Below are 17268 nucleotides of genomic sequence, written 5' to 3' on the forward strand. Positions count from 1 at the left end.
GCCAAACCCGCAGAGACATAATGGGTCGCGTCTCTACGGCAGGGCTTGCTACCTTTAAGCCCCATCCTACCCAACTGCTACCGTATGCCTCCCCTTACCATTGGCCTGCTGCGCGAAGGCAAAACGCCCCCCGACAAGCGCGTACCGCTCACTCCTAAAAAGTGCATCGAGGCCCAGGACCAGTTCCCAGGCCTGAAAATAGTGGCTCAGCAAAGCGAAATACGCGCTTTTGCCGACCAGGAGTACCGCGACGTGGGCCTGGAGGTGCGCCCCAGCGTGGTCGACTGCGACGTGCTGATGGGCGTGAAGGAGGTGCCGGTGGCCGAGCTGCTGCCCAACAAAACCTACTGCTTTTTCTCCCACACCATCAAGAAGCAGCCCGCCAACCGCGAGCTGCTGCGCCAGGTGCTGGCCCGCAACATCACACTTATTGATTACGAGCTGCTCACCGACGAGCAGGGCCAGCGCATTGTAGCGTTTGGGCGCTGGGCGGGCATTGTGGGCGCCTACAACGGCCTGCTCACCTACGGCCGCAAGCACGACCTGTTCCAGTTGAAGCCCGCCTACGAGTGCGTGGATATGGAGGACATGCAGGAGGAGTTTTTCAAGGTGAAGAAGCTGCCGCCCATTAAACTGGTGGTTACCGGCACCGGCCGCGTGGCCCAGGGCGCGGTAGAGGTGCTGGAGCTGATGGGCATCCGGCGGGTGAGCGTGTACGATTACCTCTACCTCGATTTCAATGAGCCGGTGTATACCCAGTTGCGCTCCTCCGACTACAACCGCCGCCGCGACGGCCGCGTGTGGGATACGCCCGATTTCCACCGCAACCCCCAGGAGTACGAAAGCACGTTCCACAACTTCCTGCCCGTAACCGACCTACTGATTGCCTGCGCCTACTGGCACCCCCAGGCCCCGCGCCTGTTTGCCGAAGAAGACACGCGCCGCCCTGGTTTCCGCATCAATACCATTGCCGATGTTACCTGTGATATTGACGGCTCGGTGCCCACCACCCGCCGCAGTACCACCATTCAGGCGCCTGCCTACGACTACAGCCCCGCTACCGGCGAGCTGCACGCGGCTTATTCAGCGCCGGAGCATATCACCGTAATGGCCGTGGATAACCTGCCCTGCGAGCTGCCCCGCAACGCCTCGCGCGATTTCGCCCGCCAGCTCATCTCCCACGTGCTGCCCCACCTGCTGGCCGCCGGCGGCCCCGACGAGGTGATTGAGCGCGCCACCATTGCCCGCGCCGGCCAATTGCTGCCCCGCTACCAGTACCTGGCCGACTACGTGGCCGATTAGGCTGGTTGTCAGTTGTCAGTTGCTCGTTGTCAGTTGTTAGTCGTTCGTTGCTGGCCGTTCGTTTGTAGGTCCTGTAATCTTCCCAACAACTGATGACTGACAACGAGCAACTAACTAACTAACAACTAAATCAGATTTTCAGGACCGGATACTTGGCCTGTACCAGCATGTAAAGGCCGTACGCCATCAGGCCCAGGGCTACTATGCCCAGCACTACCGGCCCCATGCTGGCCAGCAGGTCGAATGCCTCATCGGTGCTGCCAACAGCAGCGGCCCGCGACTGTTGGCCGGCCTGAACGAAGAAATAGCCGATGATACCTAGCACGACGCCCCGGGCCGTGTAGCCTAGCTGCCCGAGCCGGTACACGGTGTTCTGCTGGCCGCCCGGAATGTCGCTGCCCTGCACATGCTTCTGAAATTTGCCGGAATACGCCTGGTAAAACTGGTAGAAGCCGACCCCGATGGTAACTACCCCTACCAGCATAATGATCCAGTCGCCACCGGGCCAGGCCAATACCCGGGCCGTGAGGGTTTGCTGGGTGTTGCCGCCGCTGTCGGCCGAGCCACTTAGGGCCAAACTGGCAGCGTACCAGGCCAAGCTGGTGTACAGCAGGCCACTGGCGGCGTAGCCCAGGCGCCGCGCAACACCGGTCGTGTCATTGCCCTTGTCTTCGGTGTCGCGCACGGCCTGTACCAACCGCCACGCAATGTAGGCCAGCAGCCCCAGCGCAATCAGGCCCAGCAATACCGGGCCGCCGGGCAGGCCCTGCAGCGTCTGAACAGCCTGCTTCTTATCGGCCGTCTGGCCCTCTTGCTGTCCGGTGGCCGCCAGCAGAGCCAGCAGGCCCATCAGCCCATAAACGGTGCCTTTGGCGGCGAATCCTACGCGTGCCAGCGTCCGCAGGCCCCCCGATTTGGCGTTGGCGGGCAGGGTGTTCGAAAGCGTGTCGGAAAGTGTCATGCGTTAGCTGCTTGCTGAGGTGGGAGTGCCCATAGGGCCGTTGTCGAAGCAGCAGGAACAACAAAGCCTGCCTGTGCCCGGCTACCCGACCTCTTACGGCAGCAAACGCTAAAAGGTGGCCCGGCGGCTGTTGTTCAGCAACCCATCGGGCTGGTACACGCGCACACCCGGGTGGGCCAGCGCCGCGTTACCGGGTATATCGAGCGTGAACAGCGGCTTGTCGCGCACCATGGTATCGGTCATCAGCTGCGCCAAGTTGCCGCCAGGGGCCATATAAGGAATGAAAAAATCGTCGGCCATATCGGCCAGCAGCAGGTTGCGGATAGTAGCCGTTTCCAGGCTCACGGCATTCACCTCGGGCTCGAAGGGCGTGATGAACAGCAGATAGCCCCGCTTCAGATCGGCCTCGTGCTCAAAGGCCGTGTTTGGCTGAAGGCCCCGCCCCAGCACGTACAAAATAGGCTGCTCGGGTCCCTGGCGCAGAAAATGATACACCGTTTGCTCCAGCCGCGAATGAAACCCCGACGCAATGCAGCGCCGCTGCTGGCGCTGCTCCATGGCCCAGCGGTAGGTGTCGCGCTCAATGGCTGCCGGGTAAGCGCGGGAACACAGAAAGACCGTTTTAGGCAGTGCCAGCAAAGCCGGGCTACCAAGGGTGCGCAGTTCTTCCGGCAGCGTCAGCATCTAAAGAAAGGAACTTTTTGTTATTGATAAAGTTAAATAATATATTGATAAAATCAATATACAGATAAAGAAATTCTCCGGACTGGTTATTCGTGCAGCTTGCATAGATATGCCGCTATACTGCTGCTGTGCTATCCGTACTGGGCGAAGACGGAGAGCCAAAAACAGCATCTCGCACTATATTCAGTACCAGCGCATCCGACATGCTCAGCGACGCCGGATTCTGGCCTATTTCGCTTGGCAGAAAAAAGCCTTCTAGCTGGGCAAAACCCGCCTCATCCAATGGATGAAAGGCCATCGACCACTCCGCGAAGCTGCGCTGTGCAATGGTTTTATGGGCCATTTTAACCACATTGATATGCCGCGTATCGCTGCTTATTTTTTCGTAGAGCGGCTCTACCACATCCGCCTCGCCCTCCAGAATCTGAGCGATATGGCCATTGCTGTAAAACAGCATTCCGGTAATGCCACGGGCGGTATTGTAATGCCGGTATTTGTCGAGCATAGCCCTTAGCTCAAGATCATCAATATCCTGCGCAGCTACGCTCATATAAACAAGGTGAATCATGGCGACGGAGCCAGTGGAGGCAATGGTTTTTACGTGTCGCTTACCGACGGGTTTGACGAGCAGGCCCTACGTAGGTGGACTATAGCGCGAACTGCACTACCGGCAGCTAACGCATTGAATTCGCATCTTAGTTCTGGATTTCACTAGTTAAATCCAATTCTGCTCTAAGTGGGTGCTGCGTTGTGGTTTGCGTTGCAAGGGCCCGGTCCGCACAGGCTGTTTTGCGTAAATTTCAAACGTATTCACTCTTCTACCTAATCTGCAAAGCCGGGTTCGGCAAGTTACTGCGCGCCGGCAAACCGTTCTGCAGCTTCGGTTACCCGTTGCACCTAGGCATATGCACAACCGCCCGGTACACTCGGGGTGTATCGGGCGGTTGTGCGTACTGCAAGTAGGCGAGGCTAGAATGTGCGCCGGAACCAGTTCTTAATGTCGTCCATCGTTTCGCCGGTTTTCTGCTGCAGGCTGCCTAGCCACTCGTCCTGCTTGCCTTCTTCGTAGTCGAGGTCGTCGTCGGTGAGGTTGCCCCACTTCTGCTTGGTCTGGCCTTTGATTTCGTTCCAGTTGCCGCGGGCGCGCAGCTCGGTGTTGTCGTCGATACCGTTGTTATTGAGGTCCATGATCGTAGGGTTAGGGGTGGAAGATACCCGCTTTACGCACCAGCTTGCAGTAGGGTTGAAACCCCGGCCCCAAATGCTAAAAATGGCTGGTCGAGCTGAGTAATATGGCTACCAGAACTGTCGTCACGACGACCAGCGTTCCGGCCCCTACCCCCAAACCTGCGGCGGCCTTGCCCAGCTTGCGGTTCTGGGCCTGCCGGCTGTAGCCGTCGTAATAGGCGGGGTCGTTGAGCAGGTCGGGCTGGGGAGCGGTCAGGTTATAGCGTTTGGGTGGCGTGAGGGCTATGACGCCGCCCACAATCGGCCCGCCATAAAAGGTGGCTACCGTAGCACCAAACGTGCCCCAGAACACACCTTTATCGGGCTTGTAGTATTTCCGGCTGTCCTGGCGGCCCAGCGCGGTGCGCTGCGCCGTGCTCAGGCCCACCAGGCTGGTACCGGGCACCGGTGCCGGCGTTGCTCGCAGCACTTCCCGCGTGCCATTAGCAAACCGGACCATAAACACGTCGGTGGCGGCCAACTGCAGTGTATCGGCGGCCTTGGCCTGGCCCAGCGAGTCGGTGGCGGGCGGCAGGGGCAGGTAGCGCACCAGCTGGGGCGTAATGCGCAGCACCCGGGCCGGCAACTCGTCGCCGTTGGTGCGCACAATAACATCGGTGGCAGCGCCCGATTGAGTGCTGACCGCCGGTTTTATTACCGGCCGGGTGGTCGAGTCGGGCGCAACGGGAGTCTGCTGAGCCTGGCAGAAGCTGGCGCTCAGCACTAAGCTCAATGTCAGCAGCAAAGAGGGTAGAGAAGACATAATAATTTCGGAGAGAAGATAAACGATGAAAACGCCCGTGCCCTTAGCGGCGGCGGTAGTTGAAACCCAGCAGCAGGCTGAACCGCACGCCCCCGTTGCCGGGCACCACGGCCAGGTTCACCGGAAAATTAACGTCTTCGACCTTAAATGAAGTGCCGACAGCCAGCGCAATGTTGGCGCCGGCCGGCGTTACGTTAGGCCCCAGCCCGAACTCGAAGCCCTTGGGCCCGCGGATACCAACCAGCGCGTTCAGGCTGGGGATAAACTTGCCCTGTTCCAGCCCGCCAATCAGCGGTACCAGCTCAACCAACCCCGACAGGCCCGAGGAAAGCCGGAAGATGCGCTTTTCGAACTGCCAGCCAAACTGCGTGAGAAAGGGGTTGAGCCGGAAGTCCTCGCGGGCCTTATCGGCTGCTCCGCCCGTGAGCACCGTGAAGCCGATGCGCGGCCCGCTGAGGTTAACGGTGGGGTCAATCAGGAGCTCATCGCCGGGTACGGCAGAGCCGGTGTAGGGCGGGGCCGCCGGCAGCTGCCGCGCCCCGCCGGGCGTGCCAAACACCTCCTTGGTACCGTTGGCATAGCGAATCATGAAAACATCGGTTTTGCGCACCGTAATCAGCGGTCCGTCGGGGTTGTCGGTGCGGCGGTAGGTGACGCCGGTGGGCGAAATCTCCAGCACTTTCACGGCAATTTCTTCGCCCGATTGCTTGGTGAGCATGTCCTGGGCCTGCGCGGCGAAGGCCGAAACCAGCAGCAGGAGCAGTAGGCTGAGTAAACGTGGGAGCATGGCAGTGGGGCTTAGGGTGAAATTCTCCGGAAAGATGCCAATTCAACCACGCTTAGTTGCAACCAGAATATGCTATATTTAGACTCGATGCCCAGCTTTTTCAGAAGATAATAATACTGAAAGACAGTGGTTTGCATTGTTGTATTCAGACTTTAGAATGCCACGCCCGCTCATGGACGACCTGCGCACCACGCTCGCCACCTTCTCACCCGACGACCACAAGGAGTTCCGGCAGTTTATTCAGCGCCAGCGCCGCAAGCAGCACGGCCGCATGGATGTGCAGCTGTACGAGCTGCTGACCCAGCCCCGCGAGCATACCACCCCCGAGCTGCTGGCCCGCCTCTACCCCAACGAGCCCAACGCCGTGGCCTACTACGCCCTGCGCAAGCGCCTGCTGCGCCATCTGCTCGACTTCCTGCTGCTGCGCCAGCACCAGCAGGACCCCACAGCGGCCGCTTCGGTGCGCGGGCTGCTCACGCTGGCGCAGTACCTGTTCGGGGCCGGCATCGATAGGCTGGCCTGGGGCACACTGCGCAAGGCCGAAAAGCTGGCCCGCACCAACGAGCAGTATGAGCAGCTCAATGCCGTGTACAACCTGCAGATTGCCCGCGCCCACAGCCCCCACGCCGACCCGCTCGACGACATCATCCGGCAGCGCAACCTCAACAAAAAGGACGCCGACGAGGAGGAGCGGGCCAACATTGCCGACAGCCTCATCCGGCAGCGCCTGCGCCAAGCGCGCATAAAGGGCCGGGCCGCCGAGTCATTTGATGAGATTTTGCAACAGGTACTGCGCGAGTATGATTTGCAGGAAGCCTTTGCCCGCCGGCCCGCGCTGCTGCTGCGGCTCATGTCCATCACCCGCGCATCCATGCTCGTGCGCCGCGACTACGCCTCGTTTGCGCCCTTCGTGATGCGCTGCTACCAGCTGATGGAAAAGCGCCACGGCTTCCAGGCGGCCCACCGCGAGGCCCAGCTGGGGCTGCTGCTGATGATTGCCCACGCCCTGTACCGCACCCGCCGCTTCACCGAGTCGGTGGAGTACCTGGGGCGGCTGCGGGTGCTGCTGGAGGCCGGCCCGCGCCTGCTGCGGGCGGCCATGTGGCCGCGCTACACGTTTCTGCTGGCCGCCAACTACGCCTTCCTGCGCCGTAACTCCGAAAGTATTAGCCTACTCGAACAGGTGCTGCGCCTGCCGCTCAGCCCCCGCGAAGAGCTGACGGCCCGCCTGGGCCTGGGCTTCCACTACTTCGCCGAAGGCCAGTTCCAGAAGGCCAACCAAACGCTGCAGGCCATTGGGCGCACCGACCACTACTGCGAGCAGGAAATGGGCGTCGAGTGGGTTATCAACCGCGGCATGGGCGAAATGCTGATTCAGTTCGAGTTGGGCAACGCCGACCTGGCCCACAACCGTCTGCGGGCCATCGAGCGGCTGCTGAAGGAGCGGTTTGGGGCCGGCGGCGGCGGCTACGCGGCCGTGCTCCACTACCTGCAGCTGGTGGGCGAGCTTATCGACGACCCGGCCACCGCCCGCTGCCCCGCCTTTGCCGAGCGCCTGCTCCAGATTCCCTCGTTCGTGTCGGTGGAGCAGGAAGATTTGCAGGCCCTGAGCTTCTTCAGCTGGCTTCGCTCGCGGGCCACGGGCCAGCCCTACTACAGCGTGCTGCTGGAGCTGGCCAACGCCCCCGAATCGGAGGCCCGAGTATAGAAACCGGCTATACTGTGCCAAGCAAAAAAAGGACCTTACTTAGCCGAAGCGGCCGCAAAACGACGCATCTCAGCTAAATAAGGTCCTTGGATTTGCTTCGGCCGGGCAGGCGGTTTGTGCCGTGCTGCCGGCTAAGCGGTACGCGCGCTACTAGTTGGTGCGGGTAGCGGCGTTGATTTCGGCTTTGGCTTCGCCGGCGGCGGCATCCATTTTGGTGTCGGCTTTGTCGGCAGCAGCTTTGGTTTCGGCAGCAGCTTCTTCGACGGCGGCTTCGGTGTTGGCAGCGGCATTCTCGGCCGTGGCTTCAACTGCCTGACCAGTGTTTTCGAGAGCGTCGTCGGTCGCTACAGTGGCGTTTTCGGCGGCAGCTTCAGTGTTGGCTTCGGCATTCTCCTGGCTCTGCTCGGTGCAGGAAGCAGCGGAGAACGTAACGGCAGCAGCAACGAAGAGGGTTTTGAACAGGGTTTTCATCGGAATAGAAATCTAAAGGGAAGAAATGAATGCCGACAGCCTGTCGGACAGGGTTTTATAAGGGCAAGCGAAAAAAGTAACCCGCTTCCAGAAGAATTTTATTCCACTCGCTATGTTGCGCTGTCCGAGTTGTTGCGTTGGGGCTACTTCGCCCGGCCCCTTTCAACCCCGGCCTTCTGCGGCCGTATGCAAGGGCCGCTGCCTCGGCTCCTGGGCCTTAATCGTTCCATTACCAGTTTATGCGTTTCTGCCTGCTCCTGCTCGCTTCCTTTCTGCTACTCACTAACCTGGCCGCCGCCCAGGCCAACGACGGTTTCCAGCGGCGCGATGGTGCCATGTTTGTGGTGCGCAATGGCGAAATCAGGCCCATGCCGCACGATGTGCAACTACCCAACGGCCGCCGCGTTACCCGCGACGGCTGGGTGGTAGCGCGCGACGGCCGCCGCACCGAGCTACGCGACGGCCAAGGCTGCACCATGCTCGGCGAGGTGGCCCGCACTGCACTCGACAGCCGTGGCCGGGTGCTGCTGCATGGCCCCGGCGCTACGGCGCCCGGGCAGGCGCGCAACCGCTCCGGGTTCTGGCCGGGTAAAAAATGGAAAAGCAGGTATAAGCGCAAGCGCGACGACGATTAACCCGGCCCGGCGTCGGCCCTACTTCTCTACTTCCTGCCCCTGCCGGTCGATAAAAAAGGTGCGGCCGTTTTGTCTCACCTGCGCCCGTCCCTGGTCGTCGAAGTCGGTGGCGCTGGCGTAGCGGCCAAAAGGGGCGCTACCGGCGGTGGTGTCGGCCAGGTAGTCGGGGCCGATGAAGGTGAAGTAGCCGCCCGTTTTCACGCGCGCCAGTTTCTGGTCGAAGGAGTAGGCTTCCTGAAAGACAACGGGCGCAGCCGGCTCCTCGGGCCCCTCAATGTAGTGCCAGCCCCGGCTCGTAAGCACGGCCGCGTAGCCCTCCGCGAAGTCGCGGGCGGCGTAATAAAACGAGTTGAATTCCTCACCGTCTTCGTTCAGAAACGTGTACAGCCCGCCGGCCCGGGCCCGGGCGTAGCCGTCGGTGTAGGGGTACAGGGCATCGTAGGCGGGCTTGATGACTTCCGTTCCATCGGCGGCCACAAACCCGGCTACGCCCTCCTGCTCCACCACCGCCCGGCCCTCCCGAAACTCGCCGATGCGGGCGTAGCGGGCGGGCAGCAGCGTGTCGCCGTTGGGCCGCAATAGGCCGTATTGCCCGTTCTGCTCGAACGGAACCGGCTGTTCGGGGCCGCAGCGGGTTATGCCCAGCGCCAGCAGTAGGGCCGCGCCACCGGCCAGCGCCCCGTAGCGGGTGCGGGCCGGCAGGGCTGCCAGCCGCTCCCCAATAGTAGCCCGCGTCTCTTCCAGCAACCGTTTCCAGTTGATGGCCTGCGCCCGGGCCCAGTAGCCGGCCCAGGTGCCCGGCTGGCCGGCAGGCGGCGGCGTTGCGGCAACGGGTGGCGGCTGGTGCGGTGCGGGCGCCCCACTACCTGCTGATGGCCGGGGCTCTGCCGGGGCGGGCGCAGCAGCCGGAGTTGTGGCCGGGGCCGTAGCCAACTGACTGATGAGTTGTTCGAGTTGCCCGATTTTCTGGCCCAGTTCCTGATTGCGGGCCTCCAGGTCGGTGCGGTGGCGGACGATGGAGGCTTCGAGGGCTTGTTTCTCCTGCTGTTCGGCGCTTAGGCGGGCGGCCAGCTGCGGCGCGTTGGGGGCAACCGGGGCCGCCTGCAACTGCTGCTGCAACTCCTTCATCCGCTGCTCGCGGGCGGCTTCGCGGGCTTCGAGGGCGCTTAGCTGCTGTTGCACATCCTGCTGCATCTGCTGGCGCAGGGCCTCCAGCTCCTGTTTCTCCTGGTAACGCGCGTCGATGTCGATTTCGTAGCCCGTCGAGGTGCGGTCGAGCTCGGCCACGTCTTCGGCCCCCAGCCAGCGCCACAGCTGCCCGGCCCACCTGCCCAGCTGTTCGCCGGGATGGGCCGGCTCTGGTTCGGGCAGGACGGCGGCAGGCGGTGGCCCTGCCGCGGCTGTGGCCAGCGGGGTGCTACCGCCCACCAGCCCTTCTACGCCCATAAGCAGGGTGGCTACCTGCTCGAAATCGGTGGGCGTGAGGTCGATTTCGGGCGAGGCCAACTGGGCTAGGCGGCGCGCAAACCGGGTCGGGTCGGGCAGCAGATGGAAGGTGGAGGCAGCGGGCACCGTGCCCATGCGGGCCTCCACGGTGGGCCCAAACTGCACCGGCGCGCTAAACAGAACCAACCCGGTGATGAAGTGCAGGTTGGCCGTCTCGGCCGGCAAGCGAGGCCCCAGCAGCGCCGCCAACGCGCTGCGCTGCCGCTCGAAGCGGGCAAACGGGTTGTCGGCCTCGTCGGTTTCAGGGGCCGGCAGCTCCAGCAGCGCGCCATCCAGATACCAGGGCCCGGTGCGTAGGTCGGGCAGCTCCAGCTCGCCCCCGAAGGGCAACAGCTGCACGATAGTAAGGCTGCGGGGGCGCAGCAGCAGGGCATCAATGGGCGCTTCGCCGGCTGGCAGCGGTACCTGGCCCAGCAGCAGCGTGGGCGGCGCTCCGGCTTCGGTGGCCAGGGCGGCGGCTATGGCCTCGAACTGCTGCTGACGGATGGGGGAAGAAAACGGGACGGATTGGTACTGATGCAGCATAAACGAGCGGTATGGCCGCAACTTTCCGACCCAGACAGGCCGGCACAAAGGTAGCGTATGGACACCGGAGCCCTCCGGATACGCCAACTTTTCGGGCCCTGGGCAAGTATAGCCGGGTAGTTCTTCTTTCTCGTTTCCTTTCGCTTTTCTGTCTTTTCCTATGGATTCCACCGCCTCCACTCCTGCCAACCAGTCTGTTCCTTCCGTACCGCTCACCGTTACCGACGAGCAGAACTCAGCCCTGCTCACCGACACGCTCAACCTGCTGGGCGCCAAATCGCCCGACCCCAAGCAGGCTTTGATTGAAATTGAGCGCTGGATAGAAGTGCTTAAAGCCACCGAGCGCGCCGGCCTGGCCAAAGTAACCCAGGAACTGCAACTGGTGCATCAGCAGCTGTCTTCCTCCGACACCGATACCCACGACCTAGCCGAAACGCTGGCCTCGCTGGGCATCGAAACCGGTAAAGTGGCCGAAGAAACCACCAACGACTATGCAACGCCGCTTGCTCAGCTTGGCAAAACCCTGATGAAGCTCGGCTCGCAGTTGTCAAAGTAAGGCCGTCAGCCAGCTTTTTCACAACTGCAGGGACCCATCCAGCGCTTATCATCTGCTGATAGCCGCTGGATGGGTCCCTGCAGTTGTGAAAAAGGATACGTAGCACCAAACGGCGACTGGCGTAGCTTTGTACTTTCGTTTGCCGCCTATCCATGTCCGAAACTGCTCCTTCTGCCGCCGACCTTACGCTCTACGACCCCTTCGATGGCATGCGCTTCGGACCGGAGGCGTGCTTTCTGTGTGGAACCCCCACCACGCCGCCCCTGGATACGGTGCCCGTTTTCGCCGACTGGCTCATGGACCGCTACCAGCTGCGCGAGCGGCCCATCAAGCTGCTCGACCTGCGCATTGTTACGTATCCGGAGCTGCGCATTGCGTGCTGTGCCCGCTGCCGCACGCAGCACGTCGAGCCGCTGGAGGCGCATGTAGAGGCCATCAGCCGGCAGGGAGTGCGCGGGTTTCGCGAGCTTGATGAGCAGACGCTGTTTCTGTGGCTGGGCAAGATGTTTTACGGCATTCTGGTAACCGAGCTCATCAACCAGCAAAACCCGCTGGCCGTACCGCAGTACCCGCTGGCCGAAAATGCCCAGATGCTGCGCCGCTTCCAGGCGTTCTTCCAGCCGCTGCAGGCCCTGCGCGTGCCCATGAGCTACGACGACTTCGTGCCGGCGTCTCTGTTCGTGCTCGAAACCGATGCCACCCACGACGAGCTGCCCTTCGAGTACGACGACGACCTGAGCACGCTGACCTTCAGCATCAAGCTCGATGAAACGGTGCTGGTAGCCTGTCTGGTCGATAATGGCATCATCGGGCAGGCCATGCGGCGCGTGGAGGCCGATGCCCGCCGGCCGCTGCACCCAGTGCAGGTGGCCGAGTTCAAGGCCCGCGTATACTACGCTGCCTATCTGCTCAATGTGGTACCCAACTATTTCGCCCGCGCCCCAAAGCCAGGCGACCGGGAGGTGATAATGGATTCGTTTATCGACGACGTGACCGGGGCCATATTCAATCCCTGGGAAAACAGCGCCTACGCCCAGTCGTTGCTGGAAATGTGGAAGCGCTGGCAGATTCCGCTGGAGCGCATTACGGCCGACCCCAGCCGCCCGCTAACCTACCTCTACGACGCGCACGACCAACCCCGGCAGCTGCCAGCGTACCCGGAAGAAGACGAGAAATAGAGGAAAAGAATAGGCCGAAAAGGCGAGTGCCAAAGGAAAAACGCGCAACAGCAGCGCCCTAGAGGCAATAGTCAGCCAGCAGCTACTAGTTCGAGAATCAGCCTGCCTGCCAGGCCGGCTCAGGGGCGTATTTGCGGAGCTGGATGCCAGTCCAGCGGCCTTCCAGGCCGTTTTTACACTCCTTTTCGTTCACCAGTACATCCACGCAGTGGCGGTAGCGGCGGTTCATGGTATCATGGATAATGTAAACGCCGTCGAGGCCATTGGCGAGGCCGGTCACGCGCACTTTTTCGCCGTACTTAAACGGGCCGCCCCACCTGCTCAGCAGGTCGCGGGATACAGCCAGCCAGCGCGTTTTGCTGGAATGGCGCTTCGGAATGATGGAGCCGTCGGCGGTTTCCATCGGGTTGTCGTCGGTCTGGCTCACTTCGGGCCAGTAGGTGGTTGCTGTAACCTTGTAGGCCAGCATTTCAGGAGCCTTTTTAACAGGCTGCACCGGCAGCGACACGGCTACCGGACGGGGGGTCAGGGTGGCGACGGTAGAGGGCAGGGCCAACGCCGTCGAGGAAACGGTACGGGGAGGGAAGAGGAAAGTCAGCAGCAGTAACGCAATAGACATGGCAATTGGGTCGGTGAACTCTCACTTAGCCTGGAGAGGATAGGCAGCCGGCCCGACTCGGCAGATGGGCAAAAACGCTTTTTTTAAAAAAAAGTAACGTTTCTTTTTTAGGGTGACGGCCGAAAGACCGAATGCAGTCAATAGAAGGCGAAAACCGGCATAAAGTAATATAATTCGGTGATTGAATTGTATTAAGTATACCGTTTCTGTTTGGAGGGGCCAAAGGTAAGACCTTTTTTCGATATGGCCATAAATGGCTGTTTCCAGCCTGTCGGCAGGCATATGGTAGTCTGGCACTCCATCCGATGGACCGGGGTCCAACTCAGGCAATGGAACGCGCATACGACGCACCTGGCAAAAGGGTTGCCCCAGGCCCCGGAACCCGGCGCAACAGGCCGCGTATGGTAGGCAGTCGACCAGTGTTGTAAGGGTCGGCGCACTTTCCGGCCAACGCGTATTTCTATGCTTTCCAACTCGTTTATTCTGCCTGCCCGTGCCGCAGCCTTGCTGGCATTGGGCTGCCTGGGCGCCTGCTCTACGCCTTCTTCTGAGCCCACAGTAGCCACTGGCTCCGCCCGCACTGCCGACTCGCTGGGCACTGCCGCCCCTGTTGCCCCGGCCAACTCGCCGCTGCAGGTAGTGGCCCAGTTTCGGGAGCCGCAGATAGTAGGGGTAGCCGTACTGCCCAACGGCCGTATATTCGGCGACTTCCCGCGCTGGGACAACAACCCGGTGGCCCCGGTGGCCGAAATCGGACCCAATAGCTCCCTCAAACCCTACCCCGACGCCGAGTGGTGCAAGTGGGACGAAACGGTGCGCAACGAGCCCCAGAAACACTGGATTTGCCCCCAGAGCGTATATGCCGACCCGGCCGGGATGCTCTGGGTGCTCGACCCCGCCTCGCCCGGCATCAAAGGCACGGTGCCCGGCGGCCCTAAGCTGGTTAAAATTGATCCGGCCACCGATAAAGTGGTGCAGAACATTGCTATTCCGGCCAGCGTGGCCCCCACCAAGTCCTACCTCAACGATGTGCGCGTCGACCCCGAGGCTCAGTACGCCTACATCACCGAGTCGGGCATCGGCAGCCTGGTGGTGGTTGATCTGAAAACCGGTAAGTCGCGGCAGCTGCTGGCCCGCCACAAAACTATGCTCGGCGACACCACGCTCAATATCAGGGCCGATGGCAAGCTGCTCGTAGACCCCAGCGGCAAGCAGGGCCAGTTCAACGCCGATGGCATTGCCCTGAGCCACGACCGGCAATACCTATACTGGAAGCCCCTGACCAGCTACGCGCTCTACCGCATCAAAACCGAAGCTCTACGCAACCCTACCCTCACCGAGGTCCAACTGGTTGCTCAAATCGAAGACCTGGGCAAGGTGCCGGCTTCCGATGGCATGATTCTCGACGCACAAAACAACCTCTACCTCACGGCTTTCGAAGACCATTCCATCAAGCGGCGCACACCGGCCGGCAAAATCGAAATCGTGGTGCAGGACCCGCGCCTGGAGTGGCCCGACACGTTTGCCTTCTCGGCTGATGGCCGCACGCTGTACGTCGCCAATTCGGCCATCCATAAAACGGCCACCTGGAACCAGGGAGTAGGCCGGCAGGATCAGCCTTACCATATTTTTAAAATGGCAATCGGGAAGTAAGCCGCTTGAGTAGCTGACTGAAAAGGAACGGCGTAGGGGCGGGGCTTGTCTCCGCCCGCCATTGAACAGCGACGCTGAACAGCCAATTTGGCCGACGTATCCGTTCTAATGGCGGGCGGAGACAAGCCCCGCCCCTACGCCGTTCTGCGCAACCTGAGTTACTCGTTTCGGCCGCCTAATCCATCATATCAGCCGGGCGGGGTGGGTTGTGCGCCTCGGGCCGCCAACTGAGCGGGTACCCTTCGTCCTCGTAGGCCAAGGCGGCTTCCGTTAAATACAGCGGGCGGAAAGTATCGAGCATTACGGCCAGCTCGTGGGTTTCCTTTTTGCCGATGCTGGCCTCCACGGTGCCGGGGTGCGGCCCGTGCGGGATGCCGCTGGGGTGCCAGGTGAACGAGGCTAAATCCACACCGCGGCGCGACATGAAGTTGCCGGCCACGTAGTACAGCACCTCATCGGAATCGACGTTGGAGTGGTTATAAGGGGCCGGAATAGCCAGCGGGTGATAATCAAACAACCGCGGCACGAACGAGCAGATAACGTAGTTGTTGCCCTCGAACTGCTGGTGTACCGGCGGCGGCTGATGGATGCGGCCGGTAATGGGCTCGAAATCGTGGATGCTGGTGGCGTAGGGGTAGAAGTAGCCGTCCCAGCCCACCACATCAAACGGCGAGTTGCCGTAGAAAAGCGAGTGGAGCAATCCGTCCTTCTGCACCCGCACCTCGTACTCGCCCGACTCGCGCACGTCGTTTTCAATAAGCTCCGAGGGCCCCCGGAAATCCCGCTCGCAGTAAGGCGCGTGCTCCAGCAACTGCCCGAAGTGGTTGCGGTAGCGCCGGCAGGTTTCTACCGGGCTGAACGACTCGATGATGAGCAGCCGCACCGGTCCCTCCTCGAAGTGCAGCTGGTGGATAATGGTGCGCGGAATCACGATGTAGTCGCCGGGTTCGAAGGCGAGCTTGCCCAGCTGGCTCCACAGCTCGCCGCGGCCCTCGTGCACGAAAATCACCTCGTCGGCCAGCGCGTTTTTGTAATAATAGTCCATGCGCTTCTCCGTGGGGTTGCACACGCTCATGGTCACGTCGGAGTTGCCGAGCAGGGTCTGGCGGGCTTCGAGGTAGTCGCCGCCGGTGCTGGTTTGGGCCAGCGTGCGCAGGTGAGCCGGAGCCAAGGGCCGGTCTTTGAGCAGCTTGGGCGCAAATGGTCGGGCTTCCCCCACGCGCCGGATTTCGGTGGGCGCGTGGCGGTGGTAGAGCAGCGACGAGACGCCGTGGAAGCCCAGCGTACCCACCAGCTGCTCGTGGTAGAGTGAGCCATCGGGCTGCCGGAACTGGGTGTGTCGCTTGCGCGGAATTTGGCCTAAACGCTGATAAAAAGGCATAACGAACAAGTTTTTCGGGTGGGAAATACCGGTTCGTGAAGGTACAAAGTTTATCAGTTGCCGGGCCGGGGCTGCTAGTGGCCAGGCTAAACGGCATTCAGAGCAAAGCGCAGAATCTCGTGTGCCAGTCGTTGCCGCAACTGTTCAACCATTCACGCGAGATTCTTCGCTGCGCTCTGAATGACATTTAGCCTACCAACTGGCAACCAAATACATTTGTCGGTGCTTTACCACTTATATGCTCTCATTCCTGCTGCCGCTGCTGGCGCTGTTCGTTTCCGCGCCCGACTCGGCCCCGAAACCGCGCAGCCGCTCCTTTCGCTTCAACTACACGGCCACCGTGCCCGCGGCCCCGGCCGGTACCAAGGCCGTAGACCTGTGGTTGCCCGTACCCCACGCCGATAAGTCGCAACAGGTGCGCCAGCTACGGATAACGGCGCCGGTAGCCTACCATATTCAAACCGGCGAATACGGCAACCGCATCCTGCACCTGCGGGTCACGGGGGCAGAACTCAAGGGGTTCGAGGTGAAAATGAGCTTGGAAGCCACCCGCCAGGAGCACCTCAGCCTGGGCCAGACCGCCGGCGCGCCCCCCACTTCCGAAGCGCCCGACCCCAACCTGAGCCGCTGGCTGGCCCCCGACAACCTCGTGCCGCTCGACCCAAAAATCCGCCTCTGGGCCACCGAAGTTGTGGCGAAAGCCGGCGCGAAAACTGACCTCGACAAGGCCCGTGCTATCTATGAGCACGTCGTCAGCACCGTTACATATGACAAAACCGGTCAGGGCTGGGGCCGCGGCGACATCTACTACGCCTGCGACGCCCGCCGCGGCAACTGCACCGATTTCCACGCCGTGTTCATCGGCTACTGCCGGGCGCTGGGCATTCCGGCCCGCTTCAGCATTGGCTTCCCGCTACCCCCCGAGCGCGGCGCGGCCGAAGTAAAGGGCTACCACTGCTGGGCCGAGTTCTTCACGCCCGAAACCGGCTGGGTACCCATCGATGCCTCCGAAGCCGCCAAAGACCCCACCCGCCGCAACTATTTCTTCGGGACCCATGACGAAAACCGCCTCGAATTCAGCCGGGGCCGCGACCTGACCCTGGCTCCGCGCCAGCAGGGCCAGGCCCTCAACTACTTCATCTACCCCTACGCCGAAGCCGATGGCCAGCCGCTGGCCGGGGTAGGCCACAGCTTTCGCTTTCAGGATAAGTAAGGTTCAGCTGCCGGTTACGCTAGGCTAAAAGAACGTCATTCTGAGTGGAGCGAGGAATCTTGCGTGCATTCGTTAAACAGTGGTTACAACGAATGCACG

17 protein-coding genes are annotated in these 17268 nt (G+C 61.6%); 7 read left to right on the plus strand and 10 right to left on the minus strand.

All coding sequences use genetic code 11. From position 1 onward, the window contains the following. Nucleotides 1-84: 84 nt before the first annotated feature. A complete protein-coding gene (locus J7E24_RS03985) occupies nucleotides 85-1302 on the plus strand; it encodes an NAD(P)-dependent oxidoreductase (RefSeq protein ID WP_215135341.1) in 1218 nt (405 codons plus the stop codon). Nucleotides 1303-1432: 130 nt separating this feature from the next. Here the strand turns inward: J7E24_RS03985 and J7E24_RS03990 are convergent, their stop codons facing one another. The 6 genes from J7E24_RS03990 to J7E24_RS04015 all read right to left on the minus strand — a co-directional run bounded on the left by J7E24_RS03990 (nucleotide 1433) and on the right by J7E24_RS04015 (nucleotide 5724). Continuing rightward, nucleotides 1433-2263: a DUF1206 domain-containing protein gene (locus J7E24_RS03990; protein WP_215135344.1), complete on the minus strand. Its 831-nt coding sequence runs from the start codon at nucleotides 2261-2263 to the stop codon at nucleotides 1433-1435. Between the two features lie 108 nt (nucleotides 2264-2371). Then, the gene (locus J7E24_RS03995; RefSeq protein WP_215135347.1) at nucleotides 2372-2947 is read right to left on the minus strand and encodes a hypothetical protein; all 576 of its coding nucleotides are present in this window, start codon (nucleotides 2945-2947) and stop codon (nucleotides 2372-2374) included. 115 nt (nucleotides 2948-3062) lie between these two features. After that, nucleotides 3063-3515, minus strand: a complete 453-nt coding sequence (locus J7E24_RS04000; protein ID WP_215135350.1) for a BLUF domain-containing protein — start codon at nucleotides 3513-3515, stop codon at nucleotides 3063-3065. 401 nt (nucleotides 3516-3916) lie between these two features. Next, nucleotides 3917-4135, minus strand: a complete 219-nt coding sequence (locus J7E24_RS04005; protein WP_215135352.1) for a CsbD family protein — start codon at nucleotides 4133-4135, stop codon at nucleotides 3917-3919. A 76-nt stretch (nucleotides 4136-4211) separates the two neighbouring features. Then, a complete protein-coding gene (locus J7E24_RS04010; protein WP_215135354.1) occupies nucleotides 4212-4937 on the minus strand; it encodes a hypothetical protein in 726 nt (241 codons plus the stop codon). Nucleotides 4938-4980: 43 nt separating this feature from the next. After that, complete coding sequence (locus tag J7E24_RS04015) at nucleotides 4981-5724, minus strand: hypothetical protein (protein ID WP_215135357.1); 744 nt, start codon at nucleotides 5722-5724, stop codon at nucleotides 4981-4983. Between the two features lie 157 nt (nucleotides 5725-5881). Here J7E24_RS04015 and J7E24_RS04020 point away from each other — a divergent pair, with 157 nt between their 5' ends. Further along, nucleotides 5882-7432, plus strand: a complete 1551-nt coding sequence (locus tag J7E24_RS04020; protein WP_251047008.1) for a hypothetical protein — start codon at nucleotides 5882-5884, stop codon at nucleotides 7430-7432. A gap of 150 nt (nucleotides 7433-7582) precedes the next feature. Here J7E24_RS04020 and J7E24_RS04025 read toward each other — a convergent pair whose 3' ends face one another. Then, nucleotides 7583-7903, minus strand: coding sequence for a hypothetical protein (locus J7E24_RS04025; RefSeq protein WP_215135359.1), 321 nt, complete (start codon nucleotides 7901-7903; stop codon nucleotides 7583-7585). Between the two features lie 239 nt (nucleotides 7904-8142). Here J7E24_RS04025 and J7E24_RS04030 point away from each other — a divergent pair, with 239 nt between their 5' ends. After that, nucleotides 8143-8538, plus strand: coding sequence for a DUF6799 domain-containing protein (locus tag J7E24_RS04030; RefSeq protein WP_215135362.1), 396 nt, complete (start codon nucleotides 8143-8145; stop codon nucleotides 8536-8538). Between the two features lie 18 nt (nucleotides 8539-8556). On the opposite strand, the gene J7E24_RS04035 is transcribed toward J7E24_RS04030, so the two are convergent. Then, complete coding sequence (locus J7E24_RS04035) at nucleotides 8557-10569, minus strand: WG repeat-containing protein (RefSeq protein WP_215135364.1); 2013 nt, start codon at nucleotides 10567-10569, stop codon at nucleotides 8557-8559. A 160-nt stretch (nucleotides 10570-10729) separates the two neighbouring features. Here J7E24_RS04035 and J7E24_RS04040 point away from each other — a divergent pair, with 160 nt between their 5' ends. Both J7E24_RS04040 and J7E24_RS04045 read left to right on the plus strand, forming a co-directional pair. After that, on the plus strand, nucleotides 10730-11125 hold the full coding sequence (locus J7E24_RS04040; protein ID WP_215135366.1) for a hypothetical protein: 396 nt from the start codon (nucleotides 10730-10732) through the stop codon (nucleotides 11123-11125). Between the two features lie 152 nt (nucleotides 11126-11277). Beyond that, a complete protein-coding gene (locus tag J7E24_RS04045; protein ID WP_215135369.1) occupies nucleotides 11278-12303 on the plus strand; it encodes a hypothetical protein in 1026 nt (341 codons plus the stop codon). A 97-nt stretch (nucleotides 12304-12400) separates the two neighbouring features. On the opposite strand, the gene J7E24_RS04050 is transcribed toward J7E24_RS04045, so the two are convergent. Then, nucleotides 12401-12922: a hypothetical protein gene (locus J7E24_RS04050; RefSeq protein WP_215135371.1), complete on the minus strand. Its 522-nt coding sequence runs from the start codon at nucleotides 12920-12922 to the stop codon at nucleotides 12401-12403. 462 nt (nucleotides 12923-13384) lie between these two features. On the opposite strand from J7E24_RS04050, the gene J7E24_RS04055 reads away from it, so the two are divergent. Beyond that, entirely contained in the window at nucleotides 13385-14575 is a 1191-nt protein-coding gene (locus J7E24_RS04055) for an SMP-30/gluconolactonase/LRE family protein (protein ID WP_215135373.1), read from the plus strand. Nucleotides 14576-14750: 175 nt separating this feature from the next. On the opposite strand, the gene J7E24_RS04060 is transcribed toward J7E24_RS04055, so the two are convergent. Continuing rightward, on the minus strand, nucleotides 14751-15956 hold the full coding sequence (locus J7E24_RS04060) for a homogentisate 1,2-dioxygenase (RefSeq protein WP_215135375.1): 1206 nt from the start codon (nucleotides 15954-15956) through the stop codon (nucleotides 14751-14753). Nucleotides 15957-16194: 238 nt separating this feature from the next. On the opposite strand from J7E24_RS04060, the gene J7E24_RS04065 reads away from it, so the two are divergent. Next, entirely contained in the window at nucleotides 16195-17169 is a 975-nt protein-coding gene (locus J7E24_RS04065) for a transglutaminase-like domain-containing protein (protein WP_215135378.1), read from the plus strand. Nucleotides 17170-17268 lie beyond the last annotated feature (99 nt).

The sequence above is a fragment of the Hymenobacter sp. ISL-91 genome, assembly GCF_018613725.1.
Taxonomy (GTDB): domain Bacteria; phylum Bacteroidota; class Bacteroidia; order Cytophagales; family Hymenobacteraceae; genus Hymenobacter.